Source organism: Caulobacter segnis, assembly GCF_023935105.1.
GTDB lineage: Bacteria > Pseudomonadota > Alphaproteobacteria > Caulobacterales > Caulobacteraceae > Caulobacter > Caulobacter segnis_B.
In genome coordinates, this window is the sequence record NZ_CP096040.1 from 929,959 (window position 1) to 944,013 (window position 14,055).

Sequence of the window (14,055 nt, forward strand, 5' to 3'; positions counted from 1 at the left end):
CGGCGTGCAAGGTTACACCGATCGGCGAACAAAATTTCGGCGTCGTGTTTCCGGATGGTTCCGGCGCGGCGCGCGGGCGTGTAACCATCCGCCCCTCGCGCGCGAATAGGGGCAGGCGTGACGGATACCGAAACCCGTTTGAAGGCGCTGATGCTGCGCGGGATGGACGGCGACGCCGCCGCCTATCGCCAGTGTCTGGCCGTCCTGGGCGTTCGGCTTCGCGCGTATTTCGCGCGGCGGATGTCCGGCGCGCCCGGTGATGTGGAGGATCTTGTGCAGGAGACGCTGCTGGCGGTGCATCTCAAGCGGTCGACCTGGGACTCGTCCCAGTCGTTCACCGCCTGGGCGCACGCGGTGGCGCGCTACAAGCTGATCGACCATTGGCGGCGGCGGAAGATCCGCCAGACCTTGCCGATCGAGGATCATATCGAATTCCTGGCCGCCGACGAGCCCGAGCCCGGCGTGGGCCTGGAGCTGGATCGCGCCCTGGCCAGCCTGCCCGAGCGGCAGCGGATCCTGGTCTCCGACGTCAAGCTGACGGGCCTCTCCCTCGCCGAGGCGGGCGCCCGCGCGGGCATTTCCGAGGGCGCGGCCAAGGTCGCCCTGCACCGGGCGCTGAAGGCCCTGGCCGAAAGGATGCGCCGTGCGGACGGATGATCTGATCGACGCCCTGGCCCAGGACACGGGGCCGACCCGCGGCCCGCCGCGCCGCCTGGCCATCGTCGCGGCTCTGGGCGCCCTGGCGGCGCTGGTGCTGGTTCTGACCTGGCTGCATACCCGCCATGACCTGATGCAGGCCATGCGCGGCGGCATGTTCTGGATGAAGGCGCTGTACACGGCGCTGCTGGGCGTGGCCGGCTATCTGGCGGTCGAGCGGCTGGCGCGGCCCGGCGGCTCGGGCCGACGGGGCTGGACGCTGGGCCTGGCGGTGCTGGCGATCTGCGTCGCGGCGGGGGTCTGGCAGGCCATGGTCAGCCCGGACATCCAGGCGGCGCTGCGCATGCTGCGCGGGCATTCTTGGCATTCGTGCACGCCTCGGATCCTGATCCTGAGCCTGCCGATGCTGGGCGTCGGCCTGTGGGCGCTGCGCGGCATGGCGCCGACCCGGCCGATCCTGGCCGGCCTCGCCATGGGCCTGTTCTCGGGCGGCGTGGCCGGCACGATCTACGGCCTGCATTGCCCGGAGCACACCTTCACCTTCGTGGCCCTGTGGTACAGCCTGGGCGTGCTGCTGACGGCGGCCTTGGGCGCGATTATCGGGCGGTGGGCGCTGCGCTGGTAGGCGCATCCATCAGGACATCCCCGGGTCTGGGACCGCTACCGATCAAGTTTTGTTCCGTCGCCTTCCGATCGATTGACAAACCGACGTTCCGCCAATGAACTGCCGCCGCATTTTCGCGAATGAGACGCGATAGGCGCTGACGCAACCGCTCCGTGGGGAGGGCGCATGATGATCGACGACACCCTCGCCCCTCCGGCGAGCGGCGGAGGTAAGGGCGCGCCCATCTGGTCGGCCGCGACCTTGCCCTGGCGGCTGACCGAGATCGCCGCCGCCGGCGCCTTGGCCGGCGTGCTGATGGTCCTGCTGTGGCTGACCCCGAGGCCGGACCTGTCGGTCGCCGCGGCCCATCCATTCTTCTGGATCAAGGCGACCTATCCCGCCGCCGTGGCGGCCTGCGCCCTGGCGGCGGCCACGGGGCTGGCGCGCGGACGCCAGAGCGGTGTCGCGATGCTGGCTGTGGCCGGCGCGTTGGCTTTCGCCATGCTGACAGCCGCCGCGATCCAGGCCGCCGGCATGGCGCCGGCCGCCCTGGCGATCCTGATCTGGCCCGACGGCGCGACCTGCCTGGGCGATATCCTCGTCATCGCCGCGCCGATGCTGGTTCTGACCGTTGCCGGCTTGCGCGCGGTCGATCTTCCGCGGCCGGCCCCCACGGGCTTCGCCTGCGGCCTTTTTTCCGGGGGCGTCGCGGCGACGGTCTACGGCTTGCACTGCTGGCAGGGGACCTACGCGTTCGTCGGTCCCTGGTTCACCCTGGCCATGCTGGTCAGCGGCGGGCTCGGGGCCGGCGCGATCAAGCTGCTCGTCCGTCGCCGCCGCTTTCTCGCGGCCGAATAGTATGGGGGCGTAAGGAAAAGGGCCTCCCGGATCGCTCCGGGAGGCCCTTTGTCTTCGATGGCCTTTGTCTTCGCTGGACCGAACGCCTACTCGGCGGCGGCCTTGGCCGCGCCGGCGCCGAACTTGGCGTTCAGCTCGCCGGCGCTGTAGCGCTTGGCCATGGTCGCGGTCGACAGCGGCTTGATCTTGTCGGCGTGGCCAGCCGAGCCGAACTCGACGAAGCGGGCCTGGCAGACCTTGCGCATGGCTTCCTTGGCGGGCTTGAGATAGGCGCGCGGGTCGAACTCGTGCGGCTTCTCGACCAGGATCTTGCGGATCGCGCCGGTGATGGCCATCCGGTTGTCGGTGTCGACATTGATCTTGCGCACGCCGTGCTTGATGCCGCGCTGGATCTCCTCGACGGGCACGCCCCAGGTCTGGGGCATCTCGCCGCCGTACTGGTTGATGATGTCCTGCAGGTCCTGCGGAACGCTGGACGATCCGTGCATCACCAGGTGGGTGTTGGGCAGGCGGCGGTGGATCTCCTCGATCACGTTCATGGCCAGGACGTCGCCGTCCGGCTTGCGCGTGAACTTGTAGGCGCCGTGGCTGGTGCCCATGGCGATGGCCAGGGCGTCGACGCCGGTGGCCTGGACGAAATCGACCGCCTGGTCGGGATCGGTCAGCAGCTCGTCGTGCGACAGCTTGCCCTCGAAGCCGTGGCCGTCCTCGGCCTCGCCCATGCCTGTTTCAAGGGATCCCAGCACGCCAAGTTCACCCTCGACCGAGACGCCGCAGCTGTGGGCCATCTGGACCACCTTGCGGGTGACGTCGACATTGTACTCGTAGGTCGCCGGGGTCTTGGCGTCCTCCATCAGCGAGCCGTCCATCATCACCGAAGTGAAGCCGTACTGGATCGCCGTGGCGCAGGTCGCCGGACCGTTGCCGTGGTCCTGGTGCATGCACACCGGGATGTTCGGATAGATGTCGACCAGGGCGTCGATCATCTTGGCCAGCATGATGTCGTTGGCGTAGTTCCGCGCGCCGCGCGAGGCCTGGATGATCACCGGCGAATTGACGGCCTCGGCCGCCTCCATGATCGCCAGGCCCTGTTCCATATTGTTGATATTGAAGGCCGGAAGTCCGTACTCATGCTCGGCGGCATGGTCCAGCAACTGTCGCAACGTGATGCGAGCCACGTAATTCTCTCCTGCAAGCGTGAAGTGAGGTTGGATCGTTTCTTGTTTTTGGGGCCGTGACGCTTTTGCGTTCTCTGCCCGGGTCAATCTTACACAAGCTGAACGCGGATCTGCACGATCCGCGCCAGCGAAGTCGGTCTTTAGTTCTCGAGCGCGGCGACGCCGGGAAGCGTCTTGCCCTCCATCCATTCGAGGAACGCGCCGCCGGCGGTCGAGACGAAAGTAAAATCGGCCGACACGCCCGCGTGGTTCAGTGCAGCGACAGTATCACCGCCGCCCGCGACAGCCACAAGTTTACCCGATTTGGCCAGGGATGCAGCGTGTTTCGCCGCCGAAACGGTCGCTTCATCGAACGGAGGGACCTCGAAAACACCAAGCGGGCCGTTCCAGATCAGGGTGATGCTTGCGTCCATGGCCGCCAGCAGGCGCTTGGCGCTTTCCGGACCGGCGTCCAGGATCAGGTCGTCAGCCTGCACCCCGTCCAGCGGACGGACAGCCGTTTCAACACCCGGCGCGACCTTCTTGGCCACCACGACGTCGACCGGCAGTAGCAGTTCGCAGCCGGCCTTTTCGGCCTTGGCGATGATCTCGCGGGCGGTGTCGGCCAGGTCCTTCTCGCACAGCGAGGCGCCGACGTCGTGGCCCTGGGCGTACAGGAAGGTGTTGGCCATGCCGCCGCCGATCGCCAGGCGGTCCAGCTTGGCGACCAGGTTGTTCAGCAGGTCGAGCTTGGTCGAGACCTTGGAGCCGCCAACGATGCCGATCACCGGCTTCTTCGGGTTGCCGAGGGCGGCGTCCAGGGCTTCCAATTCGCGCTGCATCGACAGGCCTGGATAGGCCGGCAGCAGCTTGGCCAGGCCTTCGGTCGAGGCGTGGGCGCGGTGGGCGGCGCTGAAGGCGTCATTGACATAGACGTCGCCGTTGGCGGCCAGGGCCTTGGCGAAGTCGGGATCGTTCTTCTCTTCCCCAGCATGGAAGCGCACGTTCTCCAGCAGCGCGACGCCGCCGTTCTCGAGACCGTTGACCACTTCGGCGGCGGCCGGGCCGACGCAGTCGCTGGCGAAGGCGACCGGCTGCTCCAGCAGCTTGGACAGCGGCTCGGCGACGAAGCCCAGGCTCATCTCCGGCACGACCTTGCCCTTGGGACGGTCGAAGTGGGCCAGCAGGACGACCTTGGCGCCTTGCTTGGACAGGTAGGCGATGGTCGGCAGGGCCGCGCGCAGGCGGGTGTCGTCGGTGATCTTGCCGCCGTCGACGGGGACGTTGAAGTCCACCCGGACCAGGGCGCGCTTGCCGGCGAGGTCGGCGGTGTCGAGGGTGCGGAAGGTCATGGGTGGCATCCTGAAAGTCGGTGCGTTTGAACCTCGCCCTTCGACAAGCTCAGGGTGAGGTTCAAAGAGGTCGGCAGTAGTCCTCATCCTGAGCTTGTCGAAGGACGAGGGCGGGCCAAGGAAAACCCCGCTCCTTGTGGGAGCGGGGTTCAGAGGCGTTCCTTAGAGGAACTTCGCCATTTCCAGAGCGGTGTCGCTCATGCGGGTCGCGAAGCCCCACTCGTTATCGTACCAGCTGAGCACGCGGACCAGCTTGCCCTCGATGACCTGGGTCTGGGGCAGGGCGGCCGTCGAGCTGGCGGCGATGTGGTTCATGTCGTGCGAGACCAGCGGGTCCTTGGTCGTGAACAGCACGCCCTTCATCGGGCCGTCGGCGGCGGCCTGCAGGGCGGCGTTGACCTCATCCACCGTGGTGTCGCGCGAGGGCACGACCTTCAGGTCGATGACCGAGACGTTCGGGGTCGGGACGCGGATCGACGAGCCGTCCAGCTTGCCCTTCAGGGCCGGCAGCACCAGGCCCAGAGCCTTGGCGGCGCCGGTCGAGGTCGGGATCATGCTGAGGGCCGCGGCGCGAGCGCGGTAAAGATCCTTGTGCATGGTGTCCAGCGTCGGCTGGTCGCCCGTGTAGCTGTGGATCGTGGTCATGTAGCCACGCTCGATGCCGGTCAGGTCCTGCAGCACCTTGGCCACCGGCGCCAGGGCGTTGGTGGTGCACGAGCCGTTCGAGACGATGATGTCGTCGGCGGTCAGGGTCTCGTGGTTGACCTTGTACACGATGGTCTTGTCGGCGCCGTCGGCGGGGGCCGAGACCAGGACGCGCTTGGCGCCGGCCTTCAGGTGGGCGCTGGCCTTGTCCTTGGCGGTGAAGATGCCGGTGCACTCGAAGGCGATGTCGACGCCCAGGTCCTTGTGCGGCAGCTCTTCCGGATTGCGGATCGCCGTGACCTTGATCTTGCCCAGGCCGACGTCGATCCAGTCCTCGCCCGACGTCACGACGCCCGGGAAGCGGCCGTGGACGCTGTCGTAGCGCAGCAGGTGGGCGTTGGTCTCGACCGGGCCCAGGTCGTTGATGGCGACGACCTCGATGTCGCGACGGCCATGCTCGGCGATGGAGCGCAGGACCAGACGTCCGATGCGGCCGAAGCCGTTGATGGCGACGCGAAGAGCCATGGGTCTTTCTCCGGTTTATGACCGCCGGATCGGATGCGACCGGCGTTCCCTATTTGGGTGCGCGTTTTGCGGGGGATAGAGGCGAAGTCAAGTCCGAGAAATTGAGAACGTCTCGTTGAAAGCTGCTAAGGGCCATGCGTCGCCCAATTGTCGCCCCGCGCGGCTGGCTTAGAGGGCCTCAATCTGTATGTTGCGTTGCATGATGGAAATCCGCCGATGATCCCGGCCGACGGTACGGCCCTCGACCTCGCCGTGCGCCGCCTGGAGCGGGCGGTGAGCTCGCTCGAACAGCGCTTGGCGGCCAAGGCGGCCGAAGGCGCGCGTGCGCCCACGCCCGTCGTCACCGCCGTTTCGGCCGCGCCGGGCCTGTTCGATGACCATGAGCGCGCGCGCCTGATCGCCGACCTGGACGCCGCGCGGGAGCGTGAAAAGGCGCTGGAGGAGGCTGGTGAGCAGGCCTCGGTGGCCCTGGGCCGCGCCATCGCCGAGATCCGCGCCGCCCTGGGCGACGAGCCCGTCGCCAATGACGACCACGACCATGACCACGGCGACGACGAGCGCCAGGACGGCCATGCCGTCTCTCCCGAACAGGACGAGGACCTGTTCGACAATCCCAAATCTGATGGACGAGGGGAGGGCTGACCGATGGCGCAGGTGACGATCCAGGTGAACGGCCGACCCTACACGGTCGGCTGCGAGGACGGCCAGGAGCCGCACCTGACGGAACTGGCCCGCCTGTTCGACCGCCAGGTCCGCCAGGTCAGTTCGGACGTCGGCCAACTGGGCGAGACCCGGCTTTTCCTGATGGGTGCTCTGCTGCTGGCCGACGAGCTGTCGGACATGAAGCTGCGTCTGGCCCACGCCAACGCCGAGATCGCTCGCCTGAACCAGGGCGGCACCAAGGCCGAGATCGCCGCCATCCGCGCCCTCGACGCCGCGGCCGAGAAGATCGAGAAGCTGGCGGCGGAGTAGGGCGCGTCACCGCGCCGCTGGCATTCTGCTCCGCGAACCCCTATCTTGACCCGTGGCGGGTCATGCTGTGGCTCTCGTCGAAGATTTCTTATCCCAGGGACCTTAATCTCTCTATCGGGACCTGTTCCCTCCCGTGGCCGTGGCTGCGGGAATACGGGGCCCACCTGTTACTGACAGGTTCGAGTGGATTGAAACGTCTTCACGGTTCTTCGCGGCGCCGCCACCCTTTCCCCTGAAAAGCGCTATAGACGGGCGATGACCATCGCCGACCCCCTCGCGGCCAAGATCGCGCTGCGCGTCTTCCTGCGGAACCAGCGCAAGCAGCTGGCCCTCGAACATCCCGAAGCCGACTGGATGATCGCCGAGGTGGCGCGCGAGCCCTTGGCGAAGTTGTTCCCTAACCCGCGAGGCAAGGTCGCCGCGCTCTATCACGGCCTGGGCTCCGAGGTGTCGCCGCGCCTTCTGGCCGACCAGCTGGCGGAGGCTGGCTGGGACCTGGCTCTGCCGGCGGTGCTGGACAAGGACGAGGGCGAGATGGTGTTCCGGCGCTGGGACCGCACGGCCCCGCTGGTTCACGACGCCATTGGCCTGCGCGCGCCACCGCCGGAAGCAGCGGTGGTTGCGCCCGACCTGGTGATCGCCCCGCTGCTGGCCTTCCAGGCCGACGGCGTGCGGCTGGGGCAAGGCGGGGGCTACTACGATCGGGCGCTGGAGGACCTGCGGGCGCGAAAGCCGGAGGTCTTCGTGCTGGGCCTGGCCTACAGCGGTCAGCAGGTGGAGAATTTGCCGCACGAGCCGCACGATCAAAGGCTGGACGCCATTCTCACCGAAAAAGAGTATATGGCCGTCAAAGACATGGGCCGCTGAGGCCCGATCCAAGGACTTTCGATGCGTTTCGCTTTCTTCGGCGATGTCGTCGGCAAGTCGGGCCGCGACGGCCTGGCCGACCATCTGCCCGATCTCCGCCGCCGTCTCGGGCTCGAGTTCGTGATCATCAACGCCGAGAACGCCGCGGCCGGCTTCGGCATCACCGAGAACACCGCTCGCGAACTGTTCGAGGCCGGCGCCGACTGCCTGACCCTGGGCAACCACAGCTGGGACCAGCGCGAGGCCCTGACCTATATCGTCCGCGAGCCGCGCCTGATCCGTCCGGCCAACTATCCGATCCTGTCCGACGCCCCGGGGCGCGGCAGCCACCTGTTCCAGACGGACTCGGGCAAGACGGTGTTCGTCATCAACCTGCTGGGCCGCGTCCACATGGACGCCATGGACGATCCGTTCGCCGCCGCCGACCGCGAGCTGGACAAGGCACCGCTGGGCCAGGTGGCGGACGCGGTGATCGTCGACATGCACTGCGAGGCCACCTCCGAGAAGATGGCCATGGGCCACTATTGCGACGGCCGGGCCTCGCTGGTGGTCGGCACCCACACCCACGTCCCGACGGCCGACTGCCAGGTCCTGCCGGGCGGCACGGCCTATCAGACCGACGCCGGGGCCTGCGCCGACTATGACAGCGTGATCGGCAACCAGAAGGACGAGCCGCTGCGCCGGTTCACGACCAAGATCAGCGGCGGCCGCTACCAGCCGGCCTCGGGTCCGGCGACGGTCTGCGGCGTGTTCGTCGAGACCGACGACCGTACGGGCCTGGCGACGCGGGTCGAGCCGATCCGCGTCGGCGGGCGACTGCAGCAGACCATTCCCGAGGTCTAGGGCGCGCGAGCATCCAAGAAGGCTCAGCTTGCGGCTGTCATGGATCGAGTCTCAGATGCGATCCTCAGCCCAACGGAGCTCTCCGATGACCGACGCCGTCTACACCGCCCACGCCCACGCCGTGGGTGGCCGCAATGGAACCGCCAAGGCCGATGACGGCCACCTGGACGTCAAGCTGGCGTTCCCCAAGTCGATGGGCGGCAACGGCGATGGCACCAATCCCGAGTCGCTGTTCGCGGCCGGATATTCGGCCTGCTTCCTGGGCGCGCTGGGCCTGGTGGCCCGCAACCAGGGCGTCAAGCTGGGCGAGCACAGCCTGGACACCGAGGTCGACCTGATCAAGGACGACACCAGTTTCCACATCGGCGTCCGCATGAAGTTGAACGCCCCGGAGCTGGACCGCGAGACCGCCGAAAAACTGCTGCACGCCGCCCATGAGGTCTGCCCCTATTCGAAGGCGACCCGGGGGAATGTCGACGTCCAGTTCTCGGTCGCCTAGGCCTCCGGGAAATATTGGAAGAACGGTTCGGCCTCGGTCAGCACGCGCTGGACCGAAGGCCGGGCCTTCAGCCGTTCCAGATAGGCCAGGCTCAGCGGCCAGCGCTCGGCCAGGGGCTGGACCTTGTTCGCGTAGAACAGCGCCGGCATGGCCGCGCAGTCGGCCAGGCCGAAGTCGCCGCACATCCAGGCCCGGTCGTCGGCCAGCACGCTTTCCAGGTGATCGCAGGCCTTGGCCAGTTGGGCGTAGGCCTCGTCGACTCCAAAGCCGTCCTTGGACTCCTTGGGCCGCAGGCGGTCGGCTACGATCCGCTGCATCGGGTGATGAATGTAGTGGTCGAAGAACCGGTCCCAGAACCGCACGCGCCAGGCGGCGTCCGCGTCGGCCGGCGTGAACCGCACGGGGCCCGGATAGTGAAGGTCCAGATAGTCGAGGATGACGCTGGTCTCGTTGACCGTCTCGTCGCGAGCCCCCTCTGGATGTCCGGTGTCACGCAAGGCCGGCATCTTGCCCATCGGCGACAGCTTCCGGAACGCCTCCCGAACCTCCGGATCGCCCAGGTTGACCGTCACGTTCTCGAAGGCGACGTCGTTCTCATAAAGGCCGATCAGCACCTTCCAGCAGAAGGACGACAGCGGGTGGGCGTGCAGCGTCAGGCTCATCGGGTCGACCTTCAAACACTTAAGTCATTACCTAACTATATCGCCTAAAGTCGTGATGCAAGCCCCGCTGGCCGGCCCTTGGGGGTGACAATACCCGCCCCCGGACGCTAGAAGCGCCCACACTTCATTTTCAGACCAGAGACAGAGCCTCCGAATGGCCGGCCACTCGAAATTCAAGAACATCATGCACCGCAAGGGCCGCGCCGACGCCGCGCGCTCCAAGCTGTTCTCCAAGCTGTCGCGGGAAATCACCGTCGCCGCCAAGGCGGGCCTGCCCGACCCGGCCATGAACCCGCGCCTGCGTCTGGCCGTGAACAACGCCAAGGCCGAAAGCCTGCCCAAGGACGTCATCGACCGCGCGATCAAGAAGTCGCAGATGGGCGACGCGGCCGACTATTCGGAAATCCGCTACGAAGGCGTCGCCGCCGGCGGCGTCGGCATCGTCGTCGAGGTTCTGACCGACAACAAGAACCGCGCCGCCGCCAACGTCCGCTCGTACTTCACCAAGATGGGCGGCAACATGGGCGCCACCGGCTCGGTGACGTTCAACTTCGATCGCGTCGGCCAGATCACCTATCCGGCCAAGGTCGCGTCGGAAGACGACATGATGGAGGCCGCCATCGAGGCCGGCGCCGACGACGTCACCTCGGACATGGACGAGGAAGGCGAAGGCCACACCGTCTACACCGCCTTCGAGGGCTTGAACGAGGTCGCCGCCGCCCTGGAAGCCAAGTTCGGCCCGGCGACCAACACCAAGATCGCCTGGCGGCCCAAGATGCAGGTGCCGGTCACCGGCGACAGCGTCGCCACCCTGATGAAGCTGCTCGACATGCTGGACGAGGACGACGACGTCCAGGCCGTCTACTCGAACGAGGACATCAGCGACGAAGACCTGGCCAAGCTGGGCTGAGTTTCTTGGGGGGAGGTCCGACAGGCCTCCCCCTTCGTGTTTTGTGTTTCAAGAGACCGAGGCCCTGGTGACCTTTTCCGCTCCGAACGCCCTGGCTGTCGTCGACCTGCCGAACCTGCCCAACCACTATCGCGGCAAGGTGCGGGACAATTACGACCTGCCGGACGGTCGCCGGGTGATCGTCGCCTCGGACCGGCTCAGCGCCTTCGACCGGATCTTGTGCGCCGTGCCATGCAAGGGCCAGGTGCTGACCCAGACGGCGCGGTACTGGTTCGACGCCACCGCCGACATCTGCCCCAACCACGTCGTGGCCTATCCGGACCCGAACGTGCTGATCGGCCAGCGGCTGGAAATGCTACCGGTCGAGCTGGTGGTGCGCGGCTACCTGGCCGGGACAACCTCGACCTCGATCCTGACCCTGTACAACAAGGGCGAGCGCCAGATGTACGGCGTTACCCTGCCTGACGGCCTGCGCGCCAACCAGCGCCTGCCGCAGCCGATCCTGACCCCGACCAGCAAGGCCGCCGACGGCGACCACGACGCGCCGCTGTCGCCCGCCCAGATCCTGGAGCAAGGCCTGCTGACCGCCGCCCAGTGGGAGCAGCTCAGCGCCTACGCCCTGGCCCTGTTCGCGCGCGGTCAGGCCCTGGCCGCCGAGCGCGGGCTGATCCTGGCCGACACCAAGTACGAGTTCGGCCTCGACGCCGACGGCGCCATCATCCTGGCCGACGAGATCCACACGCCCGACAGCAGCCGCTTCTGGAAGGCCGCGACCTACGACGCCCGGTTCGAGGCCGGCGAGCGTCCCGACAGCTTCGACAAGGATTTCGTCCGCGCCTGGGTCGCCCAGCGCTGCGATCCCTACAAGGACGAGATCCCGGAAATCCCCGAGGACCTGATCCGCCAGACCTCCGACGTCTATATCGAGGCGTTCGAGACGATCACCGGCCAGACGTTCCAGCGTCCGGCCGCCGACGAGCCCGTACTGGACCGCGTGCGGCATAACCTGGACGCCTACCTGGCCGGCTAGGGAGCCCAGGCGCTTCCCGCTCGTTACAGCCGGCATGGACTGGCTGTCTCCAAAGGACCTCCTCCCCATCCTCGGGGCGGTGATCGCCGGCGGCGTGATCGGCTTCGAGCGCGAGTACCGCAGCCGGCCCGCCGGCCTGCGCACCCACGTCCTGGTCAGCCTAGCCTCGGCTCTGCTGATGCTAGCCGCCGTGCACCAGGTGCGCTGGATGCCGGAAGCCGCCAGCGAGGCCCTGCGCATCGACCCGGTGCGCATGGCGCACGGCGTACTGACCGGCGTCGGCTTCCTGTGCGGCGGGGTGATCTTCCAGCAGGGGGTGTCGGTGCACGGCCTGACGACTGCCGCTTCCCTGTGGATAACTTCGGCGCTCGGCACCCTGTTCGGCGTCGGCCTCTACGACCTGGCGATCCTGGGCACGGTGCTGGCGGTGGCCACGCTCAGCGCTGCCCGCTGGCTGGACCGCACCGTGCCGCAGAAGAACTTCACCGAGATCAGCGTCCGCTCCCGTCGCGAGACGCCGCTGGACGAGCCGGAGTTGCGCGCCCTGTTGGCCGAGTACGACCTGAAGGGGACTAGGCTGAACCACTGTCTGCGCGATGGCGGGACGGTGTTCGAGCTGGCTGGCCCATTCTCGGGCAAGGGCGCGCTGCGCCTGCGCGAGGTGGCGCACCGGCTGCGAGACGACCCGCGTGTCGTCGAGTTCGACATCCTTCCGAGGAAGGACTGAGCTTCTCGCCGTCACACCGCCCGGCTAGACTGGACGCATGGTTCTGCGGGTTCACATCGACACCGATTGCGGCGTGGACGACGCCCTGGCTCTGGCCTTGCTGGCCCGCTCGCGGCAGGCCGTCGACGTGGTTTCGGTCTCGGCCGTGTTCGGCAACACCTACGTGGATCAGGCGGCGGCAAACGCGCGGGGCGTGCTGCGCCTCGCCGGCTGCGGAGCCGAGGTCTATATCGGCGCCGGCGCGGGCCTGGCCAAGCGCCGGGTCGAGCGCATGCGGCCGGCTCACGGCGTCGACGGTCTGAACGGCAGCGGCTTCTCACAGCGTTGGAAGCTGCCCGAGCTGGAGCGCGGCCATTCCGCCAACTTCCTGGCCTTCGCCGCGCGTCGAAAACTGAGCGGCCTGTTCCTGGGACCGCTGACCAACCTGGCTAAGGCCTCGCTGGAGGATCCCGCCGCCTTCCGCGACTGGCGCCCCACGATCATGGCCGGCGCCTTCGCGGTCGAGGGCAAGGCCGCCGGCGGGGCGGATTTCAACACCTGGAGCGATCCGGAAGCCCTGCAGCGCACGCTGGAAGCCCGCGCCACGCCGCGTCTGATGCCGCTGGACGTCACCTCTCGCGTGACGATCACCGCCGACGACTTGGCCAAGGGCGCGGTCTGCTGCGGCTCGCCGCTGTCGGCGCGCCTGACCAAGGCGGCGGGACCCTATATCGCCTTCCACCAGCAGGTCTGGGGCGGCGAGGGCTGTCGGCCGCACGACGCCGTGGCCGCCGCCAGCCTGGTCGCGCCGGAGCTCTTCACGTTCGAGCCGGCCCGGCTGCGGGTGATCGTCGACGGCGAGCGCCTGGGCCGCGTCGAACGCGTCGACGGTGTCCCCAACGCCGAGGTCTGCACGGGATTGGATGCGGACGCGGTCAAACGCCTGATCCTGGGCGGCCTGTTCGGCTGGAGCGCCGTCGCGGCGGCCTGACCTGCCCTTTTTGCAACCGGGGCGTATCGGGTGTGTTCAAACTTCGGCCCGAGCGGCGACCGAGGTCGAGAGAGTGCGTATGCTCACCCCAACGACACCGCGAACGCGCCTATGGGGCTTGGCCCTGAGCCTGGTGGTCCTGGCCGGCTGCTCTCCAGATCCTGACAAGGAAGCCCAACGCCAGATCGCCGACGGTCGCGCGTTGACGGCGCTGAGGCAGCACTTCGAGGCGCGCCGGCAATGCGCGCCCGTCCTGACCTCGATGCTGCCGGTCGAAATGTCGGCCGACACCGTTGAGCGTCCCAGCGTCAGGGCGCTGATCGACAACGGCCTGTTGGCCGGGACCCCGCTGGACGATGGCGCGGTCCGCCTGACGCCGACCCCGCAGGCGGCGCGATGGTTTCAGGAGCGGCGCTCCGGAGACGGCCGGCCCGTGGCGCTGGAACTGTGTTACGCCCGTCGCCAGGTCACCCGGGTGTGGAGCGCGGTCGATGGCGCGGGACAGCCGGCCGCCCGGCTGCACTACGCCTTTCGGCTGGTCGATGTCCCGGCCTGGGCGCGTGACGCGCGGATGAGCGCTGCCTTCCCCTTCCTGACGCGCGCCCTGTCGGAGGAGATCACCGCCGATGAGACCGTGCCCTACCGCGACGGCCATTGGGACCTGACCCTGTGGGAGCCGACAATCCGGCTCGAGGGCGACGTCATTGATGGCTTTTTCCCCTGAGCGTGTAGGGGAGGCGCTCCGCGCCCAGGCCGATTTCACGCGGGCGTTCGCCT

Annotated in this window: 17 protein-coding genes and 1 other RNA gene; 14 read left to right on the forward strand and 4 right to left on the reverse strand. The window is 67.9% G+C overall.

The annotated features are described in order from the left end of the window. Nucleotides 1–117: 117 nt before the first annotated feature. From MZV50_RS04645 to MZV50_RS04655, 3 genes are all read left to right on the forward strand, one after another. Nucleotides 118–657, forward strand: a complete 540-nt coding sequence (locus MZV50_RS04645) for a sigma-70 family RNA polymerase sigma factor (RefSeq protein WP_252633229.1) — start codon at nt 118–120, stop codon at nt 655–657. Further along, complete coding sequence (nrsF, locus tag MZV50_RS04650) at nt 644–1,282, forward strand: anti-sigma-F factor NrsF (RefSeq protein ID WP_252633230.1); 639 nt, start codon at nt 644–646, stop codon at nt 1,280–1,282. The genes MZV50_RS04645 and nrsF overlap by 14 nt, the downstream gene beginning before the upstream one ends. A 168-nt stretch (nt 1,283–1,450) precedes the next feature. After that, a complete protein-coding gene (locus tag MZV50_RS04655; RefSeq protein WP_252633231.1) occupies nt 1,451–2,119 on the forward strand; it encodes an NrsF family protein in 669 nt (222 codons plus the stop codon). 86 nt (nt 2,120–2,205) lie between these two features. Here MZV50_RS04655 and fba read toward each other — a convergent pair whose 3' ends face one another. From fba to gap, 3 genes are all read right to left on the reverse strand, one after another. Further along, nucleotides 2,206–3,297 (reverse strand): class II fructose-bisphosphate aldolase, encoded by a 1,092-nt coding sequence (fba, locus tag MZV50_RS04660; protein WP_252633232.1) that lies wholly within the window; start codon nt 3,295–3,297, stop codon nt 2,206–2,208. Nucleotides 3,298–3,437: 140 nt separating this feature from the next. Next, nucleotides 3,438–4,628: a phosphoglycerate kinase gene (locus MZV50_RS04665; protein ID WP_252633233.1), complete on the reverse strand. Its 1,191-nt coding sequence runs from the start codon at nt 4,626–4,628 to the stop codon at nt 3,438–3,440. A gap of 162 nt (nt 4,629–4,790) precedes the next feature. Beyond that, nucleotides 4,791–5,798: a type I glyceraldehyde-3-phosphate dehydrogenase gene (gene gap / locus MZV50_RS04670; RefSeq protein ID WP_252633234.1), complete on the reverse strand. Its 1,008-nt coding sequence runs from the start codon at nt 5,796–5,798 to the stop codon at nt 4,791–4,793. 216 nt (nt 5,799–6,014) lie between these two features. On the opposite strand from gap, the gene MZV50_RS04675 reads away from it, so the two are divergent. The 6 genes from MZV50_RS04675 to MZV50_RS04695 all read left to right on the forward strand — a co-directional run bounded on the left by MZV50_RS04675 (nt 6,015) and on the right by MZV50_RS04695 (nt 8,979). Continuing rightward, the gene (locus tag MZV50_RS04675; RefSeq protein WP_252633235.1) at nt 6,015–6,440 is read left to right on the forward strand and encodes a DUF4164 family protein; all 426 of its coding nucleotides are present in this window, start codon (nt 6,015–6,017) and stop codon (nt 6,438–6,440) included. 3 nt (nt 6,441–6,443) lie between these two features. Beyond that, nucleotides 6,444–6,770 (forward strand): cell division protein ZapA, encoded by a 327-nt coding sequence (locus tag MZV50_RS04680; RefSeq protein ID WP_252633236.1) that lies wholly within the window; start codon nt 6,444–6,446, stop codon nt 6,768–6,770. 59 nt (nt 6,771–6,829) lie between these two features. Beyond that, nucleotides 6,830–6,992, forward strand: a non-coding RNA gene (gene ssrS / locus MZV50_RS26665) — 6S RNA. A gap of 33 nt (nt 6,993–7,025) precedes the next feature. Beyond that, nucleotides 7,026–7,637: a 5-formyltetrahydrofolate cyclo-ligase gene (locus MZV50_RS04685; protein WP_252633237.1), complete on the forward strand. Its 612-nt coding sequence runs from the start codon at nt 7,026–7,028 to the stop codon at nt 7,635–7,637. 21 nt (nt 7,638–7,658) lie between these two features. Continuing rightward, nucleotides 7,659–8,480, forward strand: coding sequence for a TIGR00282 family metallophosphoesterase (locus tag MZV50_RS04690; RefSeq protein ID WP_252633238.1), 822 nt, complete (start codon nt 7,659–7,661; stop codon nt 8,478–8,480). Nucleotides 8,481–8,565: 85 nt separating this feature from the next. Then, nucleotides 8,566–8,979 (forward strand): organic hydroperoxide resistance protein, encoded by a 414-nt coding sequence (locus MZV50_RS04695; RefSeq protein WP_252633239.1) that lies wholly within the window; start codon nt 8,566–8,568, stop codon nt 8,977–8,979. Here MZV50_RS04695 and MZV50_RS04700 read toward each other — a convergent pair. Then, nucleotides 8,976–9,641 carry a glutathione S-transferase family protein gene (locus MZV50_RS04700; RefSeq protein WP_252633240.1) on the reverse strand — a complete coding sequence of 222 codons (666 nt, stop codon included), beginning with the start codon at nt 9,639–9,641 and terminating at the stop codon, nt 8,976–8,978. The genes MZV50_RS04695 and MZV50_RS04700 overlap by 4 nt on opposite strands. A gap of 154 nt (nt 9,642–9,795) precedes the next feature. Here MZV50_RS04700 and MZV50_RS04705 point away from each other — a divergent pair, with 154 nt between their 5' ends. The 5 genes from MZV50_RS04705 to MZV50_RS04725 all read left to right on the forward strand — a co-directional run bounded on the left by MZV50_RS04705 (nt 9,796) and on the right by MZV50_RS04725 (nt 14,002). Continuing rightward, complete coding sequence (locus MZV50_RS04705) at nt 9,796–10,551, forward strand: YebC/PmpR family DNA-binding transcriptional regulator (protein WP_252633241.1); 756 nt, start codon at nt 9,796–9,798, stop codon at nt 10,549–10,551. Between the two features lie 67 nt (nt 10,552–10,618). After that, on the forward strand, nt 10,619–11,581 hold the full coding sequence (locus MZV50_RS04710) for a phosphoribosylaminoimidazolesuccinocarboxamide synthase (RefSeq protein WP_252633242.1): 963 nt from the start codon (nt 10,619–10,621) through the stop codon (nt 11,579–11,581). A 34-nt stretch (nt 11,582–11,615) separates the two neighbouring features. After that, nucleotides 11,616–12,308, forward strand: a complete 693-nt coding sequence (locus MZV50_RS04715; protein WP_252633243.1) for an MgtC/SapB family protein — start codon at nt 11,616–11,618, stop codon at nt 12,306–12,308. Between the two features lie 37 nt (nt 12,309–12,345). Beyond that, complete coding sequence (locus MZV50_RS04720) at nt 12,346–13,278, forward strand: nucleoside hydrolase (RefSeq protein ID WP_252633244.1); 933 nt, start codon at nt 12,346–12,348, stop codon at nt 13,276–13,278. A 79-nt stretch (nt 13,279–13,357) separates the two neighbouring features. After that, nucleotides 13,358–14,002 (forward strand): hypothetical protein, encoded by a 645-nt coding sequence (locus MZV50_RS04725; RefSeq protein WP_252633245.1) that lies wholly within the window; start codon nt 13,358–13,360, stop codon nt 14,000–14,002. The last annotated feature ends 53 nt before the right edge of the window (nt 14,003–14,055 follow it).

Excerpts from the sequence above, each read along its gene's own strand:
- MZV50_RS04685 (WP_252633237.1), top strand. The coding sequence starts at position 7,026 with ATGACCATCGCCGACCCCCTCGCGGCCAAGATCGCGCTGCGCGTCTTC.
- MZV50_RS04665 (WP_252633233.1), bottom strand. The coding sequence starts at position 4,628 with ATGACCTTCCGCACCCTCGACACCGCCGACCTCGCCGGCAAGCGCGCC.
- MZV50_RS04680 (WP_252633236.1), top strand. The coding sequence starts at position 6,444 with ATGGCGCAGGTGACGATCCAGGTGAACGGCCGACCCTACACGGTCGGC.
- MZV50_RS04700 (WP_252633240.1), bottom strand. The coding sequence starts at position 9,641 with ATGAGCCTGACGCTGCACGCCCACCCGCTGTCGTCCTTCTGCTGGAAG.
- MZV50_RS04720 (WP_252633244.1), top strand. The coding sequence starts at position 12,346 with ATGGTTCTGCGGGTTCACATCGACACCGATTGCGGCGTGGACGACGCC.
- MZV50_RS04675 (WP_252633235.1), top strand. The coding sequence starts at position 6,015 with ATGATCCCGGCCGACGGTACGGCCCTCGACCTCGCCGTGCGCCGCCTG.
- MZV50_RS04690 (WP_252633238.1), top strand. The coding sequence starts at position 7,659 with ATGCGTTTCGCTTTCTTCGGCGATGTCGTCGGCAAGTCGGGCCGCGAC.
- MZV50_RS04705 (WP_252633241.1), top strand. The coding sequence starts at position 9,796 with ATGGCCGGCCACTCGAAATTCAAGAACATCATGCACCGCAAGGGCCGC.
- MZV50_RS04695 (WP_252633239.1), top strand. The coding sequence starts at position 8,566 with ATGACCGACGCCGTCTACACCGCCCACGCCCACGCCGTGGGTGGCCGC.
- MZV50_RS04655 (WP_252633231.1), top strand. The coding sequence starts at position 1,451 with ATGATCGACGACACCCTCGCCCCTCCGGCGAGCGGCGGAGGTAAGGGC.
- gap (WP_252633234.1), bottom strand. The coding sequence starts at position 5,798 with ATGGCTCTTCGCGTCGCCATCAACGGCTTCGGCCGCATCGGACGTCTG.
- MZV50_RS04715 (WP_252633243.1), top strand. The coding sequence starts at position 11,616 with ATGGACTGGCTGTCTCCAAAGGACCTCCTCCCCATCCTCGGGGCGGTG.
- MZV50_RS04725 (WP_252633245.1), top strand. The coding sequence starts at position 13,358 with ATGCTCACCCCAACGACACCGCGAACGCGCCTATGGGGCTTGGCCCTG.